This is a genomic window from Exiguobacterium sp. s194 (assembly GCF_018618275.1).
In the GTDB taxonomy this organism is placed as follows: Bacteria; Bacillota; Bacilli; order Exiguobacteriales; family Exiguobacteriaceae; genus Exiguobacterium; species Exiguobacterium chiriqhucha.
Genome location: NZ_JACSLT010000009.1, coordinates 86,904 through 106,863, shown reverse-complemented (window position 1 = coordinate 106,863; position 19,960 = coordinate 86,904). Strand labels below are relative to the sequence as shown.

The following is a 19,960-nucleotide window of genomic DNA, read 5'->3' as shown; positions in this document are numbered from 1 at the left end:
CATGATTAGCTGTCTCCACCAGTATACCGAAATATAAGTGAAGGGAACGAACACGTGATGCATCCAGTGATTTCTTATGTCCAACATCCACCGCTCCAAGATTTGTATCGAGCCTTCATGGACGGCTTTTCCGATTACATGATTCGCTTTGACATGAATGAGGCCCAGTTCGAGGCCGTTTTCCTCGTCCGCGATCAAAACCAGCCGACGCGTTCCGTCGTCGCCTATGCGGACGGTCGGCCTGTTGCCGTCATGTTGAGCGGCGTGGCGCACCTCGATACGGGATGGGTCACTCGTTGCGGCGGCTTGGCCGTCGCCCCTGATTACCGACATCTCGGCATCGCGCACGAATTGATGCGACAGTTCGATGAACAGGCGACGGGGAAGCGTCTGCTCGAGGTCATTCAAGGGAACGATCCCGCGCTCGCCCTCTATGACCGACTCGGGTACCGTGTCGTCCGAGAGATTATGTACTTTCAATCCGTACCGACCGAGACGAACGCGACACGGGAACCGGCACCGATCCTTGAACTGTTCGATACGTATTATCCGGCAGCGGGGCACACACCGATTTGGCAAGTCGATGTCCGCACAACACAACAACAGACCGAGCTCGTGCGAGTGAGGGAAGGCGAGACGAGCGGAGCACTGCTCTTCCGGGGCAGTCTGTTGCTGGATGTGTTCGGTCGCGACGAGGACGCCGAATGGTTATTGCGTGCGGCCGCGGCTGAAGGACCGATTCGCCTGACGTTGACGTCGGATCGCCCGGCGTTGCTCTCGGCAGCGCGACAGCTCGGGTTCGTCCAGGACGAGATTGCTCAATTCGAGATGATCAAGCCCGGGATAGAGACGTAATGCGCGTCCTGTTGCCTGTCCTCATGCTCGGTCTGATCGTCGGGAACTTGTTCACGATTCTCGGTCTGACGACGAACCTGCCATCTGGCCTCGATCGACTCTTTTTGTTCGGCGGACCGGCGCTGACCATCCTGGCTGCCGTTAGTATCATCGTCATCGTCCTACAACGAAGGCGATGATGTGAAATTTCAATGAAGTTTATGGATGGCGAGTTCACTGTTTTGATATGTTCGACATACAAATGAAATGCTTCATATATTGAACTTTTCAGACGTGGATGCTATATTCGCACTTGTAGCTTTTTAATCAAGCTAGCGAATCATCCAATCTGGAGGTTTTATCAATATATGTGGAAACAACTACTCGTCACCGTCGGTACAGGCGTCCTGATTCTATCAGGGACTTCAGCCGTATCCGCGGATCAAATTACCCCGCAAGACCTCGTCAAGACGACGAAATCGCTCCAACAGACCGAACAACGGATTCAAACGTCGAAACAATCGGTCGCCAAAGCCAAACGTCACGTCGAAACGATCGATCAGAGCGCGAAAGCAATCGATCAGAAGATTGAGCAGACCAAATCAAAACTCGCGTCATTCGAGACGGCATTGAATCCGGAGACAGCTGACAAGTCTCTATTCAAACAAGTGTTGTCAACCGTGCTCCCGAGCGCCAAGGCAGAGGCGGCGGAGTCTGAAGAGACGAAGCGTGATTTGCAAGCCAAACAAGCCGAGACGAAACAATCGTTAAAGACGCTTGAGACCAAACAGGCGGACGTGAACGCAGAACGGCAAAAAGCCCGCTCGGCTCACGTAGCAGCCTATAAGCAGTTGAAAGGGCAAGCGGCCCAATTGAAAGACTTGAAGCAACAAACGGCGGCGCTTGCGCCTGACAAGTTTATGATGCCAGCGACTGGACGTCTGTCACAAGGTTACGGACCGGCAAGCGGCCAGTTCGGATATACGTTCCATAACGGGCTCGATATCGCGGCGAACGTCGGCACACCGATTTATGCGGCGGCGGCTGGGACGGTCACGGACGTCAAATCAGGCGGCCCGTATGGGAAACACGTCTTCATCGAGCATGAAATCGATGGTCAAAAGTGGACGACGGTCTACGCCCATATGCATAAAATCGAAGTGAAGACAGGCCAGACGTTGCTCCAAGGCGAAGGCATTGGCCAAATCGGCAACACGGGCAACTCGTCAGGTCCGCACCTCCATTTCGAAGTGCATCAAGGAGAATATGCTTATTCATCAAGTTCGGCCGGCAACACGGTCAACCCGATGGATGTCGCCGAAGTGCTCGATAGCGCGTCGCCCATCAAAGCGACGTATTGACGCAACGATTCGTTGCGTCATTTTTTTGTGTCTCCCTTCTCATCATGGGTCGCGCGCAGTTCGATTAATTTCCGGAACGCCTCGTCACGGTCGAACGTACTGAACCAGCGGAAGTCGTCGTGGTCGAGAATCCGGTAATGTTGACTGACCATATTCTGTTGAATCCGGTATTTCCCTTGATGCTCAATCGTCGTCCACCAGACGTGTCCGCCCAACGTTTTCGTCGCCAGGCTCGGGTCGGTATGGGCGACGAGACGAATGAACTCGATTGGTTGATCCCCAATCAACGAATGGAGATATGGGCTTTGATTGAATAGAGCGCAGATGGCGACCGTCGTCGTCCAGTTCGCGTTCAGACGTCGCTTCTCGATTTGAATCAACGTTTTTTTCGAGATGCCGACGAGCGTACATAGTTCTTCTTGCGATAATCCTTGCTCGGTACGAATCAGTTTGAGCTTGCTTGAAATCAGTTCGGAAAACGTTTCTTTTGTATGCATACCTGCTCCTAAAGTGTATTTTTACACAGTGTATCACGCGGTATAGAAAGATGGAAGATATCGGATGAAGAAGGGCGTTTCCTCGAGCCATCAAAAAAGCGAAAGGAGAGGGACTCCTTTCGCTCGGTCACTGACTGATGTTATTCACGTGTCGGGTCATGATTGCCCTCGCTATCGGCAATCGTGTCCGAACTCCCGAAATCTTCGACTTGGCTGAACGCATCCGTGCTTTGGCCTGGTTCGTCGGTCCCATCGAGTTGTTTCCGGGCAGCCGTCTCAGATGGATTGAGCACGTCCTCTTCGACCGGACGTTCGCGGTCGGTCAAGTGCTCGTTCTCTTCTTGCTCGCGCGCGTGCTGGATGCAGAGCGTCGCCTCAGGGATGATTTCAAGACGGTCCAACTCGATGTCTTCGCCGCACACCTCACATTTGCCATACGTCCCGTTCTCAATGGCGAGCAACGCCTTGTCGACGTCACTCAAGAACTCTTCATCGAGCTCAGTTAGCGCTTGGTCGCGTTCGCGCAAGAATAATTCTTCTCCTGAGTCTGCCGGATGGTTATCGTAGTGGGACAGTTCCCCTTCGTCATATACTTCTTCCCGATTTTCCATATATCCTTCGGTCTTCGCTTTCTCTTTTAATAGACGTTCTTTGAACGTATCAATCTGCTGTTGTGTCAACATGCGGTCCACTCTCCAGTTCTGATTTCATTAATATTAGCATTTCCCATTTTGCGACGGTACAAACCTTTCGATTGGCGAAGGTGATTTCTAAACGATTTGAAAAACGGGTATGATGAAAGAGACGGAACGATTATTGTGAAGGAGGGAATGGACCATGAGAAAAGTAGAGGTCGTCCCGTATGATCCGATATGGGAGACGAAATTCAAGGAAGAGGCGTCCAAACTCGAACGCTTGTTTGAAGGGGAAATCGTCGCCATTCATCACATCGGAAGCACGTCGGTGCCGGGACTCGATGCGAAACCGATTATCGACATCATGCCGGTCGTACGAGAAATCGAGCGGATTGATGAATGGGTCGGGCACATGGAGGCACTCGGGTATCGAAGTTTCGGCGAGCATGGGATTCCGAGACGGCGCTTCTTCGCTAAAGGAGAAGACGTTCGGACGATTCACGTCCATATGTTCGAGGAAGGGGATGAAGGCGTGACCCGCCATCTCGCGTTCCGCGATTATTTGATGACGTTCCCAGACGTACGGGACGAGTATGCGGCGCTTAAACAACAATTGGCGAGCCAGCATCCGGAAGATATCGAGAGCTATATCCAAGGAAAACAAGACTGGGTATCCGCGACCGAGCAGGAGGCGACGTTGTGGTACATGTCTCGCCAACAAATTTGAAACATTTTACCGTTTCATCTCGTACAGAAAACTAATCAGTTGAGGGGGGTCATGAGATGAAACGATTTCTCGGGAAATGTATCGAGTACGCGTTTGTCGCACTGTTATTTGTCGGCTTATTTTTTGGATTGCGCTATGGCGTCAATCACTTCGTCGGAACAGACGAGATGCGTGCATACGCCTACCTGTTTCTAGGAACCGCCTTTATCATTTTCCCGGTCTCCTTGTTCGGCGGCTACTTCCTGGCCCGTCCGATTCAACACCGTTTGCACGGCAAAGAGCAGGAAACGACAAACCATACGTTGCGTGGGGATGAAAAGCCGCACGGGGTCACGGAGACGCGGGACTATAAAAATGAAGGTTCGTGGCCGTTATGATGCAGTTGATACGAACCGACGATGCGGCGTTGATTGCGACGTTGAACTGTCCAATCCATGAACATCATCTTCAGTTGGCGCCGGCGTTCTTTGCGCCTTACAATCACGCCTCGGTGGAAGCGGCGTTTTCGGAGATGATGGCGCGAGACGATTATCATTTCTTCACGGCAGAGGTCGACGGAGACACAGTCGGCTACGTCTGTTTTCAAGAGCGAGTGAGTAAGGCGAACGCGTTTCGGAAAGCTGTGCGGACACTCTACGTGCATCAAATCAGCATTAACCCGGAGGCGAAGCGGCGAGGGTATGGACGCTTGGTCATGGAAGAAGTGGAACGCTATGCCATCGCACACGGATTTCCGTCAATCGAACTGGATTATTGGTCGGTGAACGAAGCGGCGGCCGCGTTTTATAGCGAAATTGGCTTTCAACCGAAGCGACAGTTCGTCGTGAAGCATCTCTAAAGTAGAAGATTAGTCTTGGCGTACGATAATCACGCCATTTAAACACATACGAGATCGGGGAGGATTTGATGGAGACAGTCATTTTAGTCGTCGGTGTCATCGGCACCATTTCGCTCATGTTATTCATGTCGAACCAATGGTTGGGCTATGGGAAAGGCAATATTGTCATGACGCTCGATGAGCACTACACGAACTTGAACGAGTACGTGCCGGCGATTTTGACGAAGCTGTATGAAGACGGGAAGTCGGCCCATTATCTCGGCGACCGGAAGTTTGAAGTGAACGGCAAGCGGTACGTCCTCGTCGAACGGACCGTCCCGATCGGTCGCGTCCCGACGCAGCAGACCGTGCTCATGCCAGATAAAAAATAAGCCACGCCCTAGGCGCGGCTTATTTTATTTGACGGCCGGGGGACCGAAACTACCGGCATGGTAGTCGCGGAACGCCTGACGAATCTCCTCTTCGGTGTTCATGACGAACGGACCGTGGGCGATATAGTCTTCCCGAATCGGCTTACCTGAGTAGATGAGCAGTTTCGCACGTGACGTCGCTTTGAGGCGGACCACGCTCTCACCGTCACTCGTCTCATCGTACGTGAGCGTCGCCGCGTGCGTCTTCGCAAGCGGTGTCGCTGACGTTCCGAGTTCGAGGGAACCCGCGAGAACGTAGACGAAAGCGTTATGATTCGTCGGGATGATGTGCTCATAGGCGGCCCCACTCTGTAAGCTCACTTCGCTCATCGTGATGGGGACGAGACTGTCCATCGGTCCGGTCACTCCGGCGATGTCACCCGAATAGACACGCACGTGTCCTCCGTCAATCGGCACGAGCGGTGCCTCTTCGACATATACGTTTTGGTAAGATGTCGTCGTCGTTTTAAGTGTTTTCGGCAAGTTGAGCCATAGTTGAAGCGTATGAATCAAGTCGTCGTCGACGGCCTCCTCGGCATGACGTGCCGCCCAGCCCGCATTCATATATTGAACGTCACCCGCATCTAAAATCGAATGTCCGCCATGGTTATCGATATGTTCAAGTCGTCCGTCAATCACGTAGGTAATGGTCTGGAAGCCGCGGTGAGGATGGTCAGAGAACGTTCCCCGCTTGAACCAGTCCTCGGCCATCAAGATGAACGGGTCGAACTCGTGTTTTCGTTCCGGAGGCAAGACCCAACCCTGCTGCACGTGCGGATATCCGTTTTGTTTATAGGCGACCGGCCAATGGCTGGCGACGTCGCGCTCGAATCGTTTCGTCATCACACTCTCTCCTTTGCACTGTTTGTTGTCATTGTCGCATAGCGAGCCAAGGAGGCTTTCCGATTTTGCCTATATAACGTGTAAAGCCAGACCGGTGAGCCAGTCTGGCTTGAAAAGTGTCGTCAGTTGTTTGCTTGTCCGATGGAAAGGTCGCGCCACCGTTCGGCATCGGCGCGGAGCAATTTGAAATGTGAGCCTGTCTTCGTGTTTGTCAAAATTACATCGTCTTCCGTGTAACTGAGATCGAACGTTTGAGCACGAATGCCCTCGAACACCGTCAAATAAGGGGTCGGCGCTGGGGTTCCGGCCGTGGCCACGGCTTTTGAGCGATCGATGGCTTGAAACACGAACTGGACGGTCTCGGCGTTGGCATGATGCAAGAACGGTGCATCTTTTGATTCTGTGCCGATTAGAGCCAGTTCATGGGCGACGACGTGACGTCGATTGGCGAATTGTTGCCGCATTTTTGTTTTCAAGCGGTCGCCGTGCAACAACGTCTCTTCTTTATAGGTGATAGAAACGACTTGTTTATAAGGTTTGCCATCGCGGATGAAGGAGAAACTGAACAGTGGATAGCGCTCGTTCGGAACGAGTTTGGTCGGGAGCGTGCTCGCCTGCCGTGCCCCGAGCATTCGATCGTAGGTGGCATCCTGCGGTCGCAGGACGTCCTCATATAACGTCTGATCGGATGACAGATGGAGCCCGTACTGTTGCGTGTCTTGAGACACTTCGGTCCCTAAGCCGAGGGACAGGAACGGTTGACGTGACGATTCGTTGATGGGCAACGTGATGGTCTCACGCGATTCGGGTGACTCGAACGTGAATTCGAACGAACCGTTGAACGGCATCGTCACGTGGACGAGCGTCTGTTCGAAACCGTGACGTTTTGGATAAGGCTCATTGCCGACCGGTTTTTTCATCTCTTCGGTGAAATGGACTTGCTCGTGCGGTTGCGCAACTCGAAGCTTCGACGTCGCGGATGATGAGACGGCTTGGTCGCGGTACGGAGTGAGACTATCCGGCAACGCATCGATTTGTTTCATATAGGTGATGGTGTCGGCTTGGCATTGGACGTAGGTTTGATTTTCCACTTCAAAAAATGTGGCGGTCGGAAAGACTTCGGTCGAGGCCGTGGTCGTAAGCGGTTGGCTCAATTTGACCGTGCCAATCAAGAGACGCTCTCCATCAGGCGCACGGGTGATGGCGTCCTCTGGGTAACAGGCATCAAGGACGTTCGTCCGGTCGGACTCGGTCATCTCGATTTGTTGACCAGAAGGTAGAGAGGCGCGACCTTGATAGTACTCTGGAGCCGTATGTAAACGAAATGCATGTTCTTCTTCGCATCCGAACAGGACGAACAACATGGCGAGCGTACAAAGAATCAGGTACTTTTTCACAGGGTGCACTCCTTTAATGATTAACTTTCATCATTTTAGCACCATTTTTTTGTGACTATAGTCTTAGGAAAATTAATGCGATTTTTTTTAAAAAAATCAAAAAACCCGCTCCACTTGAACTGAACGGGCTTGTTTTACACTTATGGATATGAAATGGAATTTCTCCATTTGACACGTGTCGATTTTTGACGAATGAACGTTGTGATGTAGACGTTCTTGAAAATGACGAAAATCGTCGAAAATAACAAAATGGAATTAAAAAGGGGTTATTTGTTTATTTTTACCTTCAATCCACGTCGCGACCACGGGCCGCCTTCAAAATTTCGAACCATTCTTCTCGCGTCAGGTCAATCTGAAGCGCATCGACGGCGGTCCGAACTCGTTCAATTTTCCCAGATCCGACGATCGGCATGATCTTGGCCGGGTGCTTCAAGAGCCACGCGTAGACGACGGCGTCGATGCCGCCCGCTTGATGTCGATCGCTGATTTCCTCCAATTTTTCACGAAGCGGTGCGTAAGCGGCCTCGGTGAACAGTTGTCCGCCGGCGAGAGGGCTCCACGCCATGAGTGGCATCCGTTTCTCGTGGCATAGGTCGACAGTACCATCTTCAAAATGCTTCAGTTGCATCGGTGAGAGCTCAAGCTGGTTCGTCACGAGTTGGAACGGTAAACGTGACTGTAACAACTGTTGGGTTGCCGGCACATGGTTCGAGACCCCGAACGTACGCACTTTTCCGCTTCGTTGCAACGTGATGAACGCCTCGGCGACTTCGTCCGGGTCCATGAGCGGGTCGGGACGGTGAATCAAAAGCGTGTCAATCTGATCGATGGCGAGCTCCTGTAGCGAGCGCTCGGCTTGACGGATGATATGTTCTTTCGTCGTATCATAATGGTTGATGGATTGGCCAGGGTTGAAAGAGCCTGTCAGCTTGATGCCGGTCTTCGTCACAATCTCGATTTGATCGCGGAGTGATGGCTTGAGACGAAGCGCTTCGCCGAACAATCCTTCACACGTATAGCCACCGTATATATCAGCGTGATCGAACGTCGTGATGCCGAGTTCGATACATTGTTCGATGAAAGTGAGGCGTTCCTGCGGGCTCATGTCCCATTCGGCCAAACGCCACATGCCGTGAATGATTCGTGAGAATGATAAGTCTTCTGTCAGTTCGATGCGTTGCATGGTAAGTTCCTCCTCATTGTTTGTCGCTTTCATTATAAGGATAAAACAGGAGGGCGTCACTTTTGGGGCGTATTGGAAGGACATGAACCGAGTCAAACTAAAGCGATTTCAGTTATGATGAGACAGAGATGATTAGAAAAAGAGGAGTGACTTATGAATCATTACGAACAATATGCGAACGTCACGTTTGAGCAACAAGGTCAGGAAACATACGTGACCGCCGCTCATGCCGATCTCGAACTGCACGGGATTGGGCGCAGTGCCGCCGTGTTTCGCATAAAAGACACGCGACTCGTCATCAAAGTGTTCTTTCCGGATTATACGCATATCGCAGCTGAAGAGGCTGTGATTTATCGAACGCTCGAAGGGTTACCTCAATTCCCACGCTTGTATGAAGCAGGTGTGAATTATATCGTCATCGACTACATCGAGGGCAAGACGCTATTCGAATGTTTGACGGAAGGGATTTGGATTGATGCGTCGTACATTCAGCAAGTCGACGCAGCGCTCATCGCGGCACGAAGCCTCGGACTCACGCCGTCGGACGTTCATTTGCGCAATTTGATTTTGACGCCGGAAGGCCGTATTTATTTAATCGACTTGGCCCGCTTCCGCCAAGGACAGCACGTCGATCACCAATGGGAAGATTTGAAGCGGATGTATCGGTTTTATCGGCTCCGTTTCATGCCGAAGCGCTATTCAGAGCGTTTGTTGAACGGAGTCGCCTATTTATACCGCACGTTTGTGAACGATCCGAGACACTAGTCGACGGTCGTTTTTCTTTTGAAGATTAGGGAACAAAGAGGATGTGACTGTCACTTCGTTTTGGAAAAGGAGGCTGATTGTATGCATCGGATTTATGCAAATGAACTGGAGACGTTACGTGATTGTGTGGAGACGTGTAATTACTGTCTCGAGTCGTGCCTGGAAGAACATGACGTCAAGATGATGGTTGACTGCATCCGGCTCGACCGGGAGTGCGCCGCCATCTGTTCGTTTCTCGCCGAGGCGATGACGCGAGATTCGGCGTTCGTGCCCGAACTCGCCCGGGCTTGTGCGGTCGTCTGTAAGGCGTGTGCCCAGGAATGCGAGAAACATAAGCATGCCCATTGCCAAGAATGTGCGCGCGTCTGCGTCGAGTGCGCCTCGATGTGCGATCGTTTGGCAGCATAATGTGAAAAAGTCAGTCAAAACGGCTGACTTTTTTATGTGGGAGCGAATCGCCGGGTGTATTTTGAAATCGAGATAAGTATAATGAAGAAAACGTATGAAAGTGGTGTTCTCATGATTCGCAATTGTCGTCGAGATGATCTTCAAGCTGTCTTACATATTTATAATGATGCCATCGTCAACAGTACCGCCGTCTATCACTACGAACCGGTGACGCTTCAAAATCGAATCGCTTGGTACGAGGAGAAAAAAGCGGCCGGACTTCCCATCATCGTATGGGAGGAAGGGGACGTCGTGATGGGCTTTGCCACATTTGGGCCGTTTCGTCCTTGGCCGGCCTATCATTATACGGTCGAACACTCGGTGTACGTCCATCCTGGATACCGTAGCAAAGGCATCGGCAACAAGTTGCTCCGAGAAATTATCCGGATCGGTGAAGAGCGGGATGTGAAGACGATGATTGGTGGCATCGATGCAGCCAATATCGCGAGCGTCAAAGCACATGAAAAGTTAGGGTTCGTCCATTCCGGTACGATTAAAAAAGCCGGCTACAAGTTCGGGAAGTGGCTCGACTTATCGTTTTATCAACTCGATTTGAAAGGTCCCGAGACTCCGCAAGAAGGCTGACCGCTAGCTGTCGACGTTCCGAAAATACGGTATACTGGGGACAGTGAATCGAATGGAGGAATCAGCATGACAGAACTACCGAATTGTCCGAAGTGTCAATCGTCTTACGTGTATGAGGACGGGAGCTTGCTCGTCTGTCCGGAATGTGCGTACGAGTGGTCACCGAGCGAGGCGGCTGAAGCAGAAGCGGACGCGCAAATCAAAGACGCGAACGGAAACGTGCTCCAAGACGGGGACACGATCACGGTCATCAAAGATTTAAAGGTGAAAGGGACGTCGCTCGTCGTCAAACAAGGCACGAAAGTGAAAGGCATCCGTCTCGTCGACGGGGACCATGACATCGACTGCAAGATTGACGGCTTCGGTGCGATGAAGCTCAAATCGGAGTTCGTGAAAAAAATCTAAAAAAGCGTGTTGATCCGTTCGCGGACCAACACGCTTTTTGCTGTTTATGAAAAGAATGGTTTGTATTCGCGGCGTTCGTGCATGACGGATACCCATTGGAGCGTCGTGAACTCCTCAAGCACCCATTCGCCGTTGAAACGGCCAAGACCAGAATCTTTCTCACCACCGAACGGCAAGTGCGGCTCATCGTTCACCGATTGGTCGTTGACGTGAATCATCCCCGTCTCGACTTGGCGTGCGAATTCGGTCGCGCGATAGATTGAACCGTGGACGGCACCGCTCAGTCCGTACGGGAGTTCGTTCGAGAGTTTCAGCGCCTCGGCGTCATCTTTGAACGACAGAATGACGGCGACCGGTCCGAAAATCTCATTTTTTGCGAGTGGCATGTCATTCGTGACACCGCTCACGACGGTCGGCTCGAGCACGTTCCCGTCAGCGTTGCCGCCGACCTGGAGCGTCGCACCGGCGTCGACCGTCTGCTTGATTTGATCGAGGATGCGGTCGACTTGATCGTGATCGATGAGCGGCCCGACTTGTGTATCCGATTCGTTCGGGTTGCCGAACTTCAAGGCGCGAACCCGCTCCACAAATTTTTCAAGGAACGCATCGTGAATCGACTCGGCGACGAGAATCCGGTTCGTCGACATACAGATTTGCCCTTGATGATAGAACTTCGAGTAGACGGCCGATTCGACGGCACGTTCGATGTCGGCGTCGTCTAACACGACGAAGACGTTATTCCCGCCGAGTTCGAGCGCTGTTTTCTTCAACAGGCGTCCGGCCTTCTCGGCGATGCCTTTGCCGACCTCGGTCGAACCAGTGAACGAAATGAGTTTTGGCACCGGGTGCTCGACGATGGCGTCCCCAATCTCCGAACCGCGACCGACAACGACGTTCAAGACGCCTTTCGGAAGCCCCGCCTCTTCAAATAACGAGGCGAACAGGAGACCACCTGTGACCGGTGTCGCTGTCGCCGGTTTGACGACGACGGTATTGCCCGTCGCGAGCGCGGAGACGATTGAGCGGACTGCGAGGTGGAACGGGAAGTTCCATGGGCTGATGACGCCGATGACACCGAGCGGTTTCCGGTAAACCCGGTTCTCTTTGTTCGGGACGATTGATGGCTTGATGAGTCCGTCCATGCGGAACGGGAACGTCGCCGCTTCTTTGATGATCGCCATCGATGCTAAAAATTCACCTTCTGCTTTGATACGTGTGCTACCCGATTCTTTGACGAGCCACTCGATGATGTCTTCTTTATGTTGTAACGTCACTTCGGCGAACTTCTCAATCAAGGCCCGTCGATTTTGTGGCAGCATCGTCGCCCATTCGGTTTGTGCTTCTTTCGCAACGGCATAAGCCTTGTCGAGATCAGACTCGTCGGCCGAACGAATCGAGAACAACGTCTCGTCCGTGAACGGGTTGGTGTTATCGATCGATTTGTCGCTTGACCCTTCGACCCATTGGCCATCAATGTACATCTTCGTAAAATCGGTATGCATGTTCAAACACTCCTTTATCTTTTTGCTTCACCTTAAGAAGTATTCACCTGATTTGAAAAAATAAACCTCTCGATGCGCAACTAACTTGTTTTACAAAGTAGTTGCAAATGGTAGCTCCTTCCATTACTATTGTGTATAACAAGTTAGTTTGGTGAAAGTGAGGATACGCCATGGCGATGAGTCAGATGTTGAAAGGATTGCTCGAAGGTTGCCTGTTGGCCATCATCGATAAAGGAGAGACGTACGGCTATGAGATGTCGGAGAAGTTGCAGGCGTACGGATTCACGATGGTGAGTGAGGGCAGTATCTATCCGGTATTGTTACGGATGAAGAAAGACGGCTGGGTCGAGACGATTCAAAAAACACTGCCGTCCGGAGGGCCGAAGCGAAAGTATTACATTTTGACGGAGGCGGGACAGCAAGAATTGCTCGCCTTCAAACAACGTTGGGCGGAAGTGTCAAGCGGCGTCGACCGCGTACTCGGAGAGGGGAATGAAGATGGAACTTTCAAAAAAGAGTCGTGATTTTTTGGATGACTTGGCGGTATATCTCATGTCGAGCGGGAAATCGGAAGGGGAAGTGCAAGACGTTGTCGCCGAGCTGAAAGACCACCTCGAGGAGGCGGAACGCGCAGGCAAAAGCGTGGACGATGTCGTGGGCCAGAGCCCGAAAGCCTACATGCAGCATCTCGGGCGTGAGATGGCGTTCGATGGGAAAGGTTTTTTCAAAATCATCGCGATGATCATCCCGAACGTGTTCGCCTACATCATCATCGCCAACTTCATTCAAGGCGAGATGACATTCTCGACGGTCCAGTTGATTGGGTTCCCGCTCATCGCCGTCCTGTTCTTGCTGGCCGCCTCACAAGCGTTCCGCCACATGTCGGTTCGCTCGAAAGAAAGCAAATTTAAAAATGGGGCGACGTACATCACGCTCGCTGCGCTGCCGATGACATTGTTCCTCGGGCTGATGATACTCGACATCTTCGTCGAGACCCCGACGATCGTGTTCGGTCCAACCGGTCAACTCGTATTGTTCGGACTGGCCGTCGTCACGTTGCTCACCGTCTCGGTGTGGACGAAGACATGGATCAATCTGATCATTCCGATTCTCTTATTCGGACCACAATACGCGTTTGCCCAGACGAGTTTGCCGCTCGAGCAACAACTTATTTTCTCGATGCTGATTCTGTTCGTCGGGATGGGGGTCTTCTTGTTCGTCTGGTGGAAAAAGAATCAACAGGAACAAGCATGATGCTCGGACGAATCATTTTTGTCGCGATCTTGTGTCTGCCGTGGGGCTTTTTCGTGACAGCGGCAGACTTTCTATGGGGGAATGCGCTCGGTTATCTTCTGATTCCAGCAATCGTGTGGTCGAGTGTGTGGTGGTTTGGGCGGCGTGAGATGTTCCCGTGGCTCGCATGTGGGCTCATCGTATCGTATGTCATTTCCACGGCGATGGTTTGGCACGTCGATGGGGCGTGGGATTATTTCTTCAAGCCGATTGGCCAGTCTATCCTCGTGAATGTCTGGACCATTGTTTACGCGAGTGGTGTCGTTTTGGCGTATATGTATCGTCGTGCTTTGCAAAAAGCACGTGAATCTGCTTAAGGTCGGACGCGGCTGGGAATAGGCAACTGAACGCCTAAAAGAGAAAGAAGGGATTCCCATTGCCAGTCAATCCGACGATTCAATTTTATTTGAACCAGTTTCAAAATCAGCTCTCGACCACATATGACCAATTGGATCCGCTCGAATTAAGACGACAAGAAGACGCAATGATGACCCGATTTCAACATAGAGAACATGTGCTTGATGTCGAGGAGCGCTGGATCACGCTCCCGAATCGCTCACTTCCAATCCGCATCTATCGATCGAGTCGAACGCTTGCCCCTGCCCTCGTCTATTATCACGGGGGTGGCTATGTCACGGGGAGTCTCGACACGCATGATGCGATTTGCCGGACGATCGCGAATGAGGCCGACTGTACCGTCATCTCGGTCGGTTATCGACTCGCGCCGGAACATAAATTCCCGACAGCCGTCTACGACAGCTATGAGGCGCTCGTTTGGATTGCGGATCACGCCTCGGAACTCGAAATCGATGCCGAGCGCATCGCCGTCGGCGGTGACAGCGCTGGGGGGACGCTCGCCACGGTCAGCGCTTTGATGGCCATCGAGCAAGGCCGTCCTCTCGCCATGCATCAGCTGTTATTTTATCCGGTGACGGGGACCGAGGAGAATCTGCCGTTATCGTTAATCGAGTATGCGACCGGCTATTTGCTCGACGAGGCGTTGATTCGTTGGTTCCAACACCAATACTTTCATGACGAGACTGAATTGACCCACCCCTACGCCTCGCCAATCGTTTCGCCACATTTGGCGAAACTGCCGCCGACGACGCTGTTGACGGCCGAATATGACCCGCTCCGTGACCTCGGCCGAGCGTACGCCAATAAATTGATTAGTCTCGGTGTCCCGGTGACGTATCACAATTACGGAGGACTCATCCACGGCTTCGTCAACTACTACGCATACGTTCCGGAAGCGCGACGAGCCGTCAAAGAAGCGGCGCAGTCGCTCGGACATGCCTTCCATACGCAAAAAACTCGCCCCTAAGGCGAGTTTTTTTCATGCTTTCGATAAATAAGGGAAGCGACAACCTTCCGGGAAAAATTGTCCTTCGTTCATGCGAATCATCCATTGGCCGTCGCGGGACGGACGTTGTTCCACACCGTCCAGATCGGGCGTGAATTTAAAGACGATTTCGGTGATGCCTTCAAAGGAGAGCCGGGCCACGACGTCACGCATATCGACAGGTCGCGGCGACAGCACGGCATACAAGTTTAAGCGCGAGCGCTCAATCATATAAATGACATGGACGTCATCGAAACGATACACGTCCTCGTCCATCCCTTGATAGTAATGGAACATCCAAATGTGCATGTCGTCTGTCGTATACAGACGCGGTGAAAACGGGAGTGACTCCAGTTTGAAACGGCGCCACTGTTCGGCATCGACGTCGACATGTTCGAGTGGGGAAGCCGATCCCGAGACTGAAACGAATAGCTCCGGTTCGGGTTGGACGGAGAACCCCTGTTGCTCGTAAAACGGTGCAACCCCTTCGTTACAAGCCAAAAAATAAGACAACCCATCCGTGTCATGCTGCTTGAACACATGCTTAAAGATGCGGGTGGCGAGCCCTTGTCCTTGTCGGATCTCGTCCGTCATGACCGTTCCGATTTGATACGCTTCGCGCGCGGTTCCGTCCATCATCACTGTCATTCGGCTCATCCCGACGTTCGAGATGACATTCCGATAGAACGTCAATGAATAACAGCGATAGTGGTCAGTCCATTCGCCAGCTTTGTACCACTCGCGAAAATCGATGCCGAACGTCTCATCGGCAAAGTAAAAAAACGATTCGAGTTCTTTGTTCGAATACTCGAGGTTGGTGATTGGCTTTTTGGGCATAGGGCTCGCTCCTTTTTTGAACTTCTATGTCTGTTCCTGTACATTAGAGGCAGAGAGGGGTAATAGAGATTATGAAACGGTATGAAGCGATTTTATTCGATGTCGACGACACGTTGCTCGACTTTAAACAGAGCGAGCACGTCGCCTTGGAGCAGTTGCTCGCGGCACACAACGTTCGGATGACAGATGAATTGAAACAACAGTACGTGACGATCAATAACGGATTATGGCGCGCGTTCGAGCGTGGCGAGGTCGGACGGGAAGACGTCTTAATGGGCCGACACACGCAACTGTTCGATACGCTCGGCATCACAATCGACGCGCATGAAGTCGAACAGCGCTATCGCGACCATTTGCACGACGGGGTACACATCATCGATGGGGCACTCGAGCTCGTCCAAACGCTCAGTGAACAGTATCCGCTCTATATCGTCACGAACGGTGTGACGGAGACGCAGTTCAAGCGGCTCGAAGCGTCGGGACTGCTTCCTTATTTCAAGGATGTGTTCGTCTCGGATGCGACCGGATCGCAAAAGCCGATGAAACCGTTCTTCGATTACGTGTTCGACCGCGTGCCGAACGTGGCACCGCAACGTGGACTCATCGTCGGTGACTCGCTGACGGCAGATATCGCCGGCGGGCGCATGTATGGGCTCGACACGTGCTGGTACAATCCGCACGAGATTGCGGCGTCGGTCGAGACGACATATGAGATTCAAGAATTGCACGAATTGAAGTCGATTCTATCAAGCTCAGCGATCGATAAAGTGGGGCGGTAGTGATTGCGGCAACGCATAGAGTGTCTCCGGGAAGAGTTTCAAGTCCCGGAGCGCGTCGAGCGGCTGCCAACGATAGATGAGGTGATCGCCTTCCGGTCCGTGGAAGTCTCCATGCCGGAGCGGGAGGTCACCCGATACATAAAAGTACATGCCGATCTCATGCACGGTGCGCTCCAAATACGTGAAGAAATTTTCGGAGACGAAAGCGAACGTCGTTCCCGTCAGTGTCGCTTCGAGTTCTTCTTGCAGCTCACGCGTCAAGGCGAGCTCGGCTTCTTCGCCGATGCCGACCCGGCCGCCCGGCAACGCCCAAAAGTCATCGTTCACGTTCCGATGAACGAGCAAATGACCGTCCTGGACCCAGATGCCGGCAACGCGATAATTGAACGTGCCGTGCTCGGTCGGAAATACGATATCCATTTTCATCACTCCATTCCTTAAGCTACATCAATTATACGTCAAGGGGGCAGGTCATGTTTCAATCAAATGAGAGTTATAAAGGCGAGGACTTCCGCGACGAGACGCTCCGTGACATCCAACTCACGCAGACGACGTTCGAGAACTGTCGCTTTACCTATATCGATGCGACCGAGTTCGAGACCGAACAGTGTCGTTTCATCAACTGTGACTTCACCGATTCGAAGTGGAACGCCTCGCGCCACAGCGGCAGCTCGTTCCTGAACTGTCAGTTCAATGGGGCGAATCTGTTTTTGAGCGAGTTCGATCAGTGCAAGATGACAGGCTCGTCGTTCGAGTCATGCACGTTCGAAGGGGTCGTCGTGCGTGAAGGAGATTGGTCGTTCGTCAATCTGCGTCACGCCCCGCTCCGGAAGATGGATTGGTCCGGTGTCCGGTTGACCGAGGCCGATTTATACGGTGCGGATTTGAAAGAATCACGCTGGACGAACGCCGTCTTGTCCCGCGCCGTGTTGCAGCACGCGGATTGCACCGGTGCCGATTTTGTAGGGGCCGAGATGGACGGGGTCGATTTCTCGGACGTCATCCTGAAACAAGCGACGATCGATGTGATACAGGCCGTCCAAATCGCCCGCTCGCTCGGGGCGAACGTCATATGACCAATGAGCAAGTGCTCGAGCATTTGACGTCCGTGGCCGCGGAGCGGGAAGACGTCCGCGTCCTCGTCTTGAACGGGTCGCTCGTCAATCCGAACGTGCCGGTGGACTGCTTTCAAGACGTCGATGTCACTTGTTTCGTCGAAGACGTGACCACGTTCATCGAGGACCGTTCCTGGATGCTGCCGCTCGGGGACGTCTTGATCATGCAGATGCCGGACGAGGTGCCGGGAGGCGACGAATATGAGCGTTTCGCGTTTCTCGTCCAGTTTGCAGCCGGTCATCGCGTCGATTTGACCGTTCGCCCGCTGCGTGACGTGCAACAGGCGATTCAAGCGGACTCACTCAGTCTCGTCCTCGTCGATAAAGACGGGATTGCCGGTGAACCGATTCCATCTGATGACACGTACCGCATCCACCGACCGAGCCGATTTGACTATGAGCAGTGTTGGAACGAGTTTTGGTGGGTGTCGCTTTACGTCGTCAAAGGCATCAAGCGGGGGCAGTTATTATACGCGTACGACCATGTCACGATTATGCGGACGATGCTCCGTCAGATGCTGTCGTGGGAGGTCGGTTTTAAGACGGACTTCACCGTGAACGCCGGGAAGGCCGGTGACGCTCTGGCCCCATATATGGATGCGGCAAGGTGGGACAGCTATCTTCATACATTCCCGGCAATCGAGACCACTTCCCTCGAGGCGGCCCATGAAGCGTTGGTCGAGCAGTTCGAACGCACGAGCAGACGGGTCGCCGAGCGGGCGGGATATCCCTTTCGTGCAGATGAAGCCCGACGAATTCGTGACGCCTTTTCGACGCTTTGGTGTTCAAACGGTTAAGTTTCGGTCGAGTCGGGAAAAGCCCCTCTATAGAAGGGGGAATGACGCTTGAATCCGTATACGACGTTCATCGCGCTCCTAGTAGGGAGTTTACTTTTATTTGTCGGCATCCGGACGAAGAAATGGCCGATTGTTGTCGTGGCCTTATTTCCGCTTGGACTCGTGGCCTTCAACTTATATTTGCTGATTACTGGACGCTAGAAGACTGTTTTCATCAGTCTTCTTTTTTGTATAGCAGATTTTTAGTGAGCGGAATCGGGCGAGAGACGTTTAGGTCGGGCCAGAACCGGGCAACTCTCAATAAATCGATTCTCATCCATTTTCTTCCTTCTAAAGAAACAATTAGCATGTTTACTCGTTGTTCAACGTCAAACGGACCGATTCACACCAAGACAGATTGCTCACCAAGGAGGTGTCCGCGTGCGACGATTGTGGCTTACCGGCTTATTGCTCATTTTCTTTTTAGGAGGATGTACGACACGAGAGCCGTTTGATTTTGATGAGATTCACTCTTACAAGATATTCTATAACATGCCGACCGAGGCGATTATCGAGGATATGGCTCGCTACGACCTCGTCATTATCGAACCGATTTGGTATACGCCCGAACAGATCGAAACGATTCGGTCGAACGGGACGAAAGTGTTCGGGTATATCAATGTGATGGAGGCGGATTCGTGGAATCGAGCGCTGATCGGCCAAATGGACAAGGATGACTACTTCTATCGGGATGGGGAACGGATTTACTTTCCGAAGTGGGACTCGTATTTGACCGATATCAGTTCTGCCGACTTTCGCAAAATTTTAATCCGCGAGATTCAAAAACAAGTCATCAACAAGCATTTGGACGGTATTTTCCTTGATACGGTTGGGGACATCGATGACGTCCATTTGGACTATCCAGAAGACTTAGCGGAACAGTTGGCTGGGCTCGAGGATTTTCTGCAGGCGATTGAGCGTGCGTATCCCGGCGTTCCGGTCGTTCAAAATTGGGGCATCGAGACGCTCGAACGGACGAGTGCCCCATATGTGGAAGGCTTCATGTGGGAAGGCTTCAACTACACCGAAATCACATCTGATTCGTGGTCGATGGAGATGCTCGACCGGATGAACGTGATTCAAGACGAGTATGGGATTGCCGTCCTCACCGTGTCCGATCAAGAGGAAGCGACCAGTCGGGACATGGCCGAAGCGAACGGATTTATTCATTATCACGAACCAACGTATTACAATACGTGGGATTTTTAGGTGTTGATTAGGGTATGAGGAAAATAGAAGATGCCGTCATCCACTACTTACATTCGGCTGCCTATGTGTTGGACCAGTAACGAGGAACCAATCGCGAGGAGGGGATTATCATTTTATACG

At 52.3% G+C, this 19,960-nt stretch carries 28 protein-coding genes; 20 read left to right on the top strand and 8 right to left on the bottom strand.

The window, feature by feature from the left end; all coding sequences use genetic code 11:
* Nucleotides 1-57 precede the first annotated feature (57 nt).
* The 3 genes from KNP85_RS12220 (at nucleotide 58) to KNP85_RS12210 (ending at nucleotide 2,195) form a co-directional block, all read left to right on the top strand.
* Entirely contained in the window at nucleotides 58-855 is a 798-nt protein-coding gene (locus tag KNP85_RS12220) for a GNAT family N-acetyltransferase (protein WP_214715778.1), read from the top strand.
* Entirely contained in the window at nucleotides 855-1,034 is a 180-nt protein-coding gene (locus KNP85_RS12215) for a hypothetical protein (protein ID WP_029594480.1), read from the top strand. The genes KNP85_RS12220 and KNP85_RS12215 overlap by 1 nt, the downstream gene beginning before the upstream one ends.
* Before the next feature lie 168 nt (nucleotides 1,035-1,202).
* Nucleotides 1,203-2,195: a M23 family metallopeptidase gene (locus tag KNP85_RS12210; RefSeq protein WP_214803263.1), complete on the top strand. Its 993-nt coding sequence runs from the start codon at nucleotides 1,203-1,205 to the stop codon at nucleotides 2,193-2,195.
* 17 nt (nucleotides 2,196-2,212) lie between these two features.
* Here KNP85_RS12210 and KNP85_RS12205 read toward each other — a convergent pair whose 3' ends face one another.
* Both KNP85_RS12205 and KNP85_RS12200 read right to left on the bottom strand, forming a co-directional pair.
* The gene (locus KNP85_RS12205; RefSeq protein WP_029594482.1) at nucleotides 2,213-2,692 is read right to left on the bottom strand and encodes a helix-turn-helix transcriptional regulator; all 480 of its coding nucleotides are present in this window, start codon (nucleotides 2,690-2,692) and stop codon (nucleotides 2,213-2,215) included.
* Nucleotides 2,693-2,832: 140 nt separating this feature from the next.
* A complete protein-coding gene (locus KNP85_RS12200; RefSeq protein WP_021065899.1) occupies nucleotides 2,833-3,375 on the bottom strand; it encodes a TraR/DksA C4-type zinc finger protein in 543 nt (180 codons plus the stop codon).
* A 154-nt stretch (nucleotides 3,376-3,529) separates the two neighbouring features.
* Here KNP85_RS12200 and KNP85_RS12195 point away from each other — a divergent pair, with 154 nt between their 5' ends.
* From KNP85_RS12195 to KNP85_RS12180, 4 genes are all read left to right on the top strand, one after another.
* Nucleotides 3,530-4,054: a GrpB family protein gene (locus KNP85_RS12195; protein ID WP_021065900.1), complete on the top strand. Its 525-nt coding sequence runs from the start codon at nucleotides 3,530-3,532 to the stop codon at nucleotides 4,052-4,054.
* 56 nt (nucleotides 4,055-4,110) lie between these two features.
* Nucleotides 4,111-4,431, top strand: a complete 321-nt coding sequence (locus tag KNP85_RS12190) for a hypothetical protein (RefSeq protein WP_029594483.1) — start codon at nucleotides 4,111-4,113, stop codon at nucleotides 4,429-4,431.
* Nucleotides 4,431-4,892 (top strand): GNAT family N-acetyltransferase, encoded by a 462-nt coding sequence (locus KNP85_RS12185; RefSeq protein ID WP_214803261.1) that lies wholly within the window; start codon nucleotides 4,431-4,433, stop codon nucleotides 4,890-4,892. Before KNP85_RS12190 ends, KNP85_RS12185 begins: the two co-directional genes overlap by 1 nt.
* 68 nt (nucleotides 4,893-4,960) lie before the next feature.
* Nucleotides 4,961-5,263: a hypothetical protein gene (locus tag KNP85_RS12180; RefSeq protein ID WP_214715767.1), complete on the top strand. Its 303-nt coding sequence runs from the start codon at nucleotides 4,961-4,963 to the stop codon at nucleotides 5,261-5,263.
* A gap of 24 nt (nucleotides 5,264-5,287) precedes the next feature.
* Here the strand turns inward: KNP85_RS12180 and KNP85_RS12175 are convergent, their stop codons facing one another.
* The 3 genes from KNP85_RS12175 to KNP85_RS12165 all read right to left on the bottom strand — a co-directional run bounded on the left by KNP85_RS12175 (nucleotide 5,288) and on the right by KNP85_RS12165 (nucleotide 8,725).
* The gene (locus KNP85_RS12175; protein WP_214715765.1) at nucleotides 5,288-6,145 is read right to left on the bottom strand and encodes a pirin family protein; all 858 of its coding nucleotides are present in this window, start codon (nucleotides 6,143-6,145) and stop codon (nucleotides 5,288-5,290) included.
* Between the two features lie 122 nt (nucleotides 6,146-6,267).
* Nucleotides 6,268-7,542 carry a hypothetical protein gene (locus tag KNP85_RS12170; protein WP_353048051.1) on the bottom strand — a complete coding sequence of 425 codons (1,275 nt, stop codon included), beginning with the start codon at nucleotides 7,540-7,542 and terminating at the stop codon, nucleotides 6,268-6,270.
* 286 nt (nucleotides 7,543-7,828) lie between these two features.
* Nucleotides 7,829-8,725: an aldo/keto reductase gene (locus tag KNP85_RS12165; RefSeq protein ID WP_021065906.1), complete on the bottom strand. Its 897-nt coding sequence runs from the start codon at nucleotides 8,723-8,725 to the stop codon at nucleotides 7,829-7,831.
* A gap of 153 nt (nucleotides 8,726-8,878) precedes the next feature.
* On the opposite strand from KNP85_RS12165, the gene KNP85_RS12160 reads away from it, so the two are divergent.
* The 4 genes from KNP85_RS12160 to KNP85_RS12145 all read left to right on the top strand — a co-directional run bounded on the left by KNP85_RS12160 (nucleotide 8,879) and on the right by KNP85_RS12145 (nucleotide 10,927).
* Nucleotides 8,879-9,490: a hypothetical protein gene (locus KNP85_RS12160; protein WP_021065907.1), complete on the top strand. Its 612-nt coding sequence runs from the start codon at nucleotides 8,879-8,881 to the stop codon at nucleotides 9,488-9,490.
* Between the two features lie 81 nt (nucleotides 9,491-9,571).
* Complete coding sequence (locus tag KNP85_RS12155) at nucleotides 9,572-9,898, top strand: four-helix bundle copper-binding protein (RefSeq protein ID WP_021065908.1); 327 nt, start codon at nucleotides 9,572-9,574, stop codon at nucleotides 9,896-9,898.
* A gap of 111 nt (nucleotides 9,899-10,009) precedes the next feature.
* Nucleotides 10,010-10,522, top strand: coding sequence for a GNAT family N-acetyltransferase (locus KNP85_RS12150; protein WP_131472187.1), 513 nt, complete (start codon nucleotides 10,010-10,012; stop codon nucleotides 10,520-10,522).
* A gap of 66 nt (nucleotides 10,523-10,588) precedes the next feature.
* On the top strand, nucleotides 10,589-10,927 hold the full coding sequence (locus KNP85_RS12145; RefSeq protein WP_214715759.1) for a zinc ribbon domain-containing protein YjdM: 339 nt from the start codon (nucleotides 10,589-10,591) through the stop codon (nucleotides 10,925-10,927).
* A 44-nt stretch (nucleotides 10,928-10,971) separates the two neighbouring features.
* Here KNP85_RS12145 and KNP85_RS12140 read toward each other — a convergent pair whose 3' ends face one another.
* Nucleotides 10,972-12,429, bottom strand: coding sequence for an aldehyde dehydrogenase family protein (locus tag KNP85_RS12140; RefSeq protein WP_214715757.1), 1,458 nt, complete (start codon nucleotides 12,427-12,429; stop codon nucleotides 10,972-10,974).
* Between the two features lie 170 nt (nucleotides 12,430-12,599).
* Between KNP85_RS12140 and KNP85_RS12135 the strand changes: the two genes are divergently transcribed.
* The 4 genes from KNP85_RS12135 to KNP85_RS12120 are packed head-to-tail and all read left to right on the top strand — an operon-like array spanning nucleotide 12,600 to nucleotide 15,046.
* On the top strand, nucleotides 12,600-12,953 hold the full coding sequence (locus tag KNP85_RS12135; protein ID WP_029594492.1) for a PadR family transcriptional regulator: 354 nt from the start codon (nucleotides 12,600-12,602) through the stop codon (nucleotides 12,951-12,953).
* Nucleotides 12,928-13,683, top strand: coding sequence for an HAAS domain-containing protein (locus tag KNP85_RS12130; RefSeq protein ID WP_214715756.1), 756 nt, complete (start codon nucleotides 12,928-12,930; stop codon nucleotides 13,681-13,683). The genes KNP85_RS12135 and KNP85_RS12130 overlap by 26 nt, the downstream gene beginning before the upstream one ends.
* 53 nt (nucleotides 13,684-13,736) lie before the next feature.
* A complete protein-coding gene (locus tag KNP85_RS12125; RefSeq protein WP_144060652.1) occupies nucleotides 13,737-14,039 on the top strand; it encodes a hypothetical protein in 303 nt (100 codons plus the stop codon).
* A gap of 59 nt (nucleotides 14,040-14,098) precedes the next feature.
* Nucleotides 14,099-15,046 carry an alpha/beta hydrolase gene (locus KNP85_RS12120; RefSeq protein ID WP_029594495.1) on the top strand — a complete coding sequence of 316 codons (948 nt, stop codon included), beginning with the start codon at nucleotides 14,099-14,101 and terminating at the stop codon, nucleotides 15,044-15,046.
* Nucleotides 15,047-15,058: 12 nt separating this feature from the next.
* On the opposite strand, the gene KNP85_RS12115 is transcribed toward KNP85_RS12120, so the two are convergent.
* Nucleotides 15,059-15,901, bottom strand: a complete 843-nt coding sequence (locus KNP85_RS12115; RefSeq protein ID WP_214715754.1) for a GNAT family N-acetyltransferase — start codon at nucleotides 15,899-15,901, stop codon at nucleotides 15,059-15,061.
* 71 nt (nucleotides 15,902-15,972) lie between these two features.
* Here KNP85_RS12115 and KNP85_RS12110 point away from each other — a divergent pair, with 71 nt between their 5' ends.
* Complete coding sequence (locus KNP85_RS12110) at nucleotides 15,973-16,680, top strand: YjjG family noncanonical pyrimidine nucleotidase (protein WP_214715752.1); 708 nt, start codon at nucleotides 15,973-15,975, stop codon at nucleotides 16,678-16,680.
* Here the strand turns inward: KNP85_RS12110 and KNP85_RS12105 are convergent.
* On the bottom strand, nucleotides 16,654-17,100 hold the full coding sequence (locus KNP85_RS12105; protein ID WP_021065918.1) for an NUDIX hydrolase: 447 nt from the start codon (nucleotides 17,098-17,100) through the stop codon (nucleotides 16,654-16,656). The two genes, KNP85_RS12110 and KNP85_RS12105, sit on opposite strands and share 27 nt — an antisense overlap.
* A gap of 53 nt (nucleotides 17,101-17,153) precedes the next feature.
* Here KNP85_RS12105 and KNP85_RS12100 point away from each other — a divergent pair, with 53 nt between their 5' ends.
* From KNP85_RS12100 to KNP85_RS12085, 4 genes are all read left to right on the top strand, one after another.
* On the top strand, nucleotides 17,154-17,756 hold the full coding sequence (locus KNP85_RS12100; RefSeq protein ID WP_058765043.1) for a pentapeptide repeat-containing protein: 603 nt from the start codon (nucleotides 17,154-17,156) through the stop codon (nucleotides 17,754-17,756).
* Complete coding sequence (locus KNP85_RS12095) at nucleotides 17,753-18,592, top strand: aminoglycoside 6-adenylyltransferase (protein WP_214715750.1); 840 nt, start codon at nucleotides 17,753-17,755, stop codon at nucleotides 18,590-18,592. Before KNP85_RS12100 ends, KNP85_RS12095 begins: the two co-directional genes overlap by 4 nt.
* A gap of 48 nt (nucleotides 18,593-18,640) precedes the next feature.
* Nucleotides 18,641-18,793 carry a hypothetical protein gene (locus tag KNP85_RS12090; protein WP_021065921.1) on the top strand — a complete coding sequence of 51 codons (153 nt, stop codon included), beginning with the start codon at nucleotides 18,641-18,643 and terminating at the stop codon, nucleotides 18,791-18,793.
* Nucleotides 18,794-19,012: 219 nt separating this feature from the next.
* A complete protein-coding gene (locus KNP85_RS12085; protein WP_241764562.1) occupies nucleotides 19,013-19,840 on the top strand; it encodes a glycoside hydrolase family 191 protein in 828 nt (275 codons plus the stop codon).
* Nucleotides 19,841-19,960: the final 120 nt, after the last annotated feature.

Excerpts from the sequence above, each read along its gene's own strand:
- KNP85_RS12220 (WP_214715778.1), top strand. The coding sequence starts at position 58 with ATGCATCCAGTGATTTCTTATGTCCAACATCCACCGCTCCAAGATTTG.
- KNP85_RS12215 (WP_029594480.1), top strand. The coding sequence starts at position 855 with ATGCGCGTCCTGTTGCCTGTCCTCATGCTCGGTCTGATCGTCGGGAAC.
- KNP85_RS12210 (WP_214803263.1), top strand. The coding sequence starts at position 1,203 with ATGTGGAAACAACTACTCGTCACCGTCGGTACAGGCGTCCTGATTCTA.
- KNP85_RS12205 (WP_029594482.1), bottom strand. The coding sequence starts at position 2,692 with ATGCATACAAAAGAAACGTTTTCCGAACTGATTTCAAGCAAGCTCAAA.
- KNP85_RS12200 (WP_021065899.1), bottom strand. The coding sequence starts at position 3,375 with ATGTTGACACAACAGCAGATTGATACGTTCAAAGAACGTCTATTAAAA.
- KNP85_RS12195 (WP_021065900.1), top strand. The coding sequence starts at position 3,530 with ATGAGAAAAGTAGAGGTCGTCCCGTATGATCCGATATGGGAGACGAAA.
- KNP85_RS12190 (WP_029594483.1), top strand. The coding sequence starts at position 4,111 with ATGAAACGATTTCTCGGGAAATGTATCGAGTACGCGTTTGTCGCACTG.
- KNP85_RS12185 (WP_214803261.1), top strand. The coding sequence starts at position 4,431 with ATGCAGTTGATACGAACCGACGATGCGGCGTTGATTGCGACGTTGAAC.
- KNP85_RS12180 (WP_214715767.1), top strand. The coding sequence starts at position 4,961 with ATGGAGACAGTCATTTTAGTCGTCGGTGTCATCGGCACCATTTCGCTC.
- KNP85_RS12175 (WP_214715765.1), bottom strand. The coding sequence starts at position 6,145 with ATGACGAAACGATTCGAGCGCGACGTCGCCAGCCATTGGCCGGTCGCC.
- KNP85_RS12165 (WP_021065906.1), bottom strand. The coding sequence starts at position 8,725 with ATGCAACGCATCGAACTGACAGAAGACTTATCATTCTCACGAATCATT.
- KNP85_RS12160 (WP_021065907.1), top strand. The coding sequence starts at position 8,879 with ATGAATCATTACGAACAATATGCGAACGTCACGTTTGAGCAACAAGGT.
- KNP85_RS12155 (WP_021065908.1), top strand. The coding sequence starts at position 9,572 with ATGCATCGGATTTATGCAAATGAACTGGAGACGTTACGTGATTGTGTG.
- KNP85_RS12150 (WP_131472187.1), top strand. The coding sequence starts at position 10,010 with ATGATTCGCAATTGTCGTCGAGATGATCTTCAAGCTGTCTTACATATT.
- KNP85_RS12145 (WP_214715759.1), top strand. The coding sequence starts at position 10,589 with ATGACAGAACTACCGAATTGTCCGAAGTGTCAATCGTCTTACGTGTAT.
- KNP85_RS12140 (WP_214715757.1), bottom strand. The coding sequence starts at position 12,429 with ATGCATACCGATTTTACGAAGATGTACATTGATGGCCAATGGGTCGAA.
- KNP85_RS12135 (WP_029594492.1), top strand. The coding sequence starts at position 12,600 with ATGGCGATGAGTCAGATGTTGAAAGGATTGCTCGAAGGTTGCCTGTTG.
- KNP85_RS12130 (WP_214715756.1), top strand. The coding sequence starts at position 12,928 with ATGGAACTTTCAAAAAAGAGTCGTGATTTTTTGGATGACTTGGCGGTA.
- KNP85_RS12115 (WP_214715754.1), bottom strand. The coding sequence starts at position 15,901 with ATGCCCAAAAAGCCAATCACCAACCTCGAGTATTCGAACAAAGAACTC.
- KNP85_RS12110 (WP_214715752.1), top strand. The coding sequence starts at position 15,973 with ATGAAACGGTATGAAGCGATTTTATTCGATGTCGACGACACGTTGCTC.
- KNP85_RS12105 (WP_021065918.1), bottom strand. The coding sequence starts at position 17,100 with ATGGATATCGTATTTCCGACCGAGCACGGCACGTTCAATTATCGCGTT.
- KNP85_RS12100 (WP_058765043.1), top strand. The coding sequence starts at position 17,154 with ATGTTTCAATCAAATGAGAGTTATAAAGGCGAGGACTTCCGCGACGAG.
- KNP85_RS12095 (WP_214715750.1), top strand. The coding sequence starts at position 17,753 with ATGACCAATGAGCAAGTGCTCGAGCATTTGACGTCCGTGGCCGCGGAG.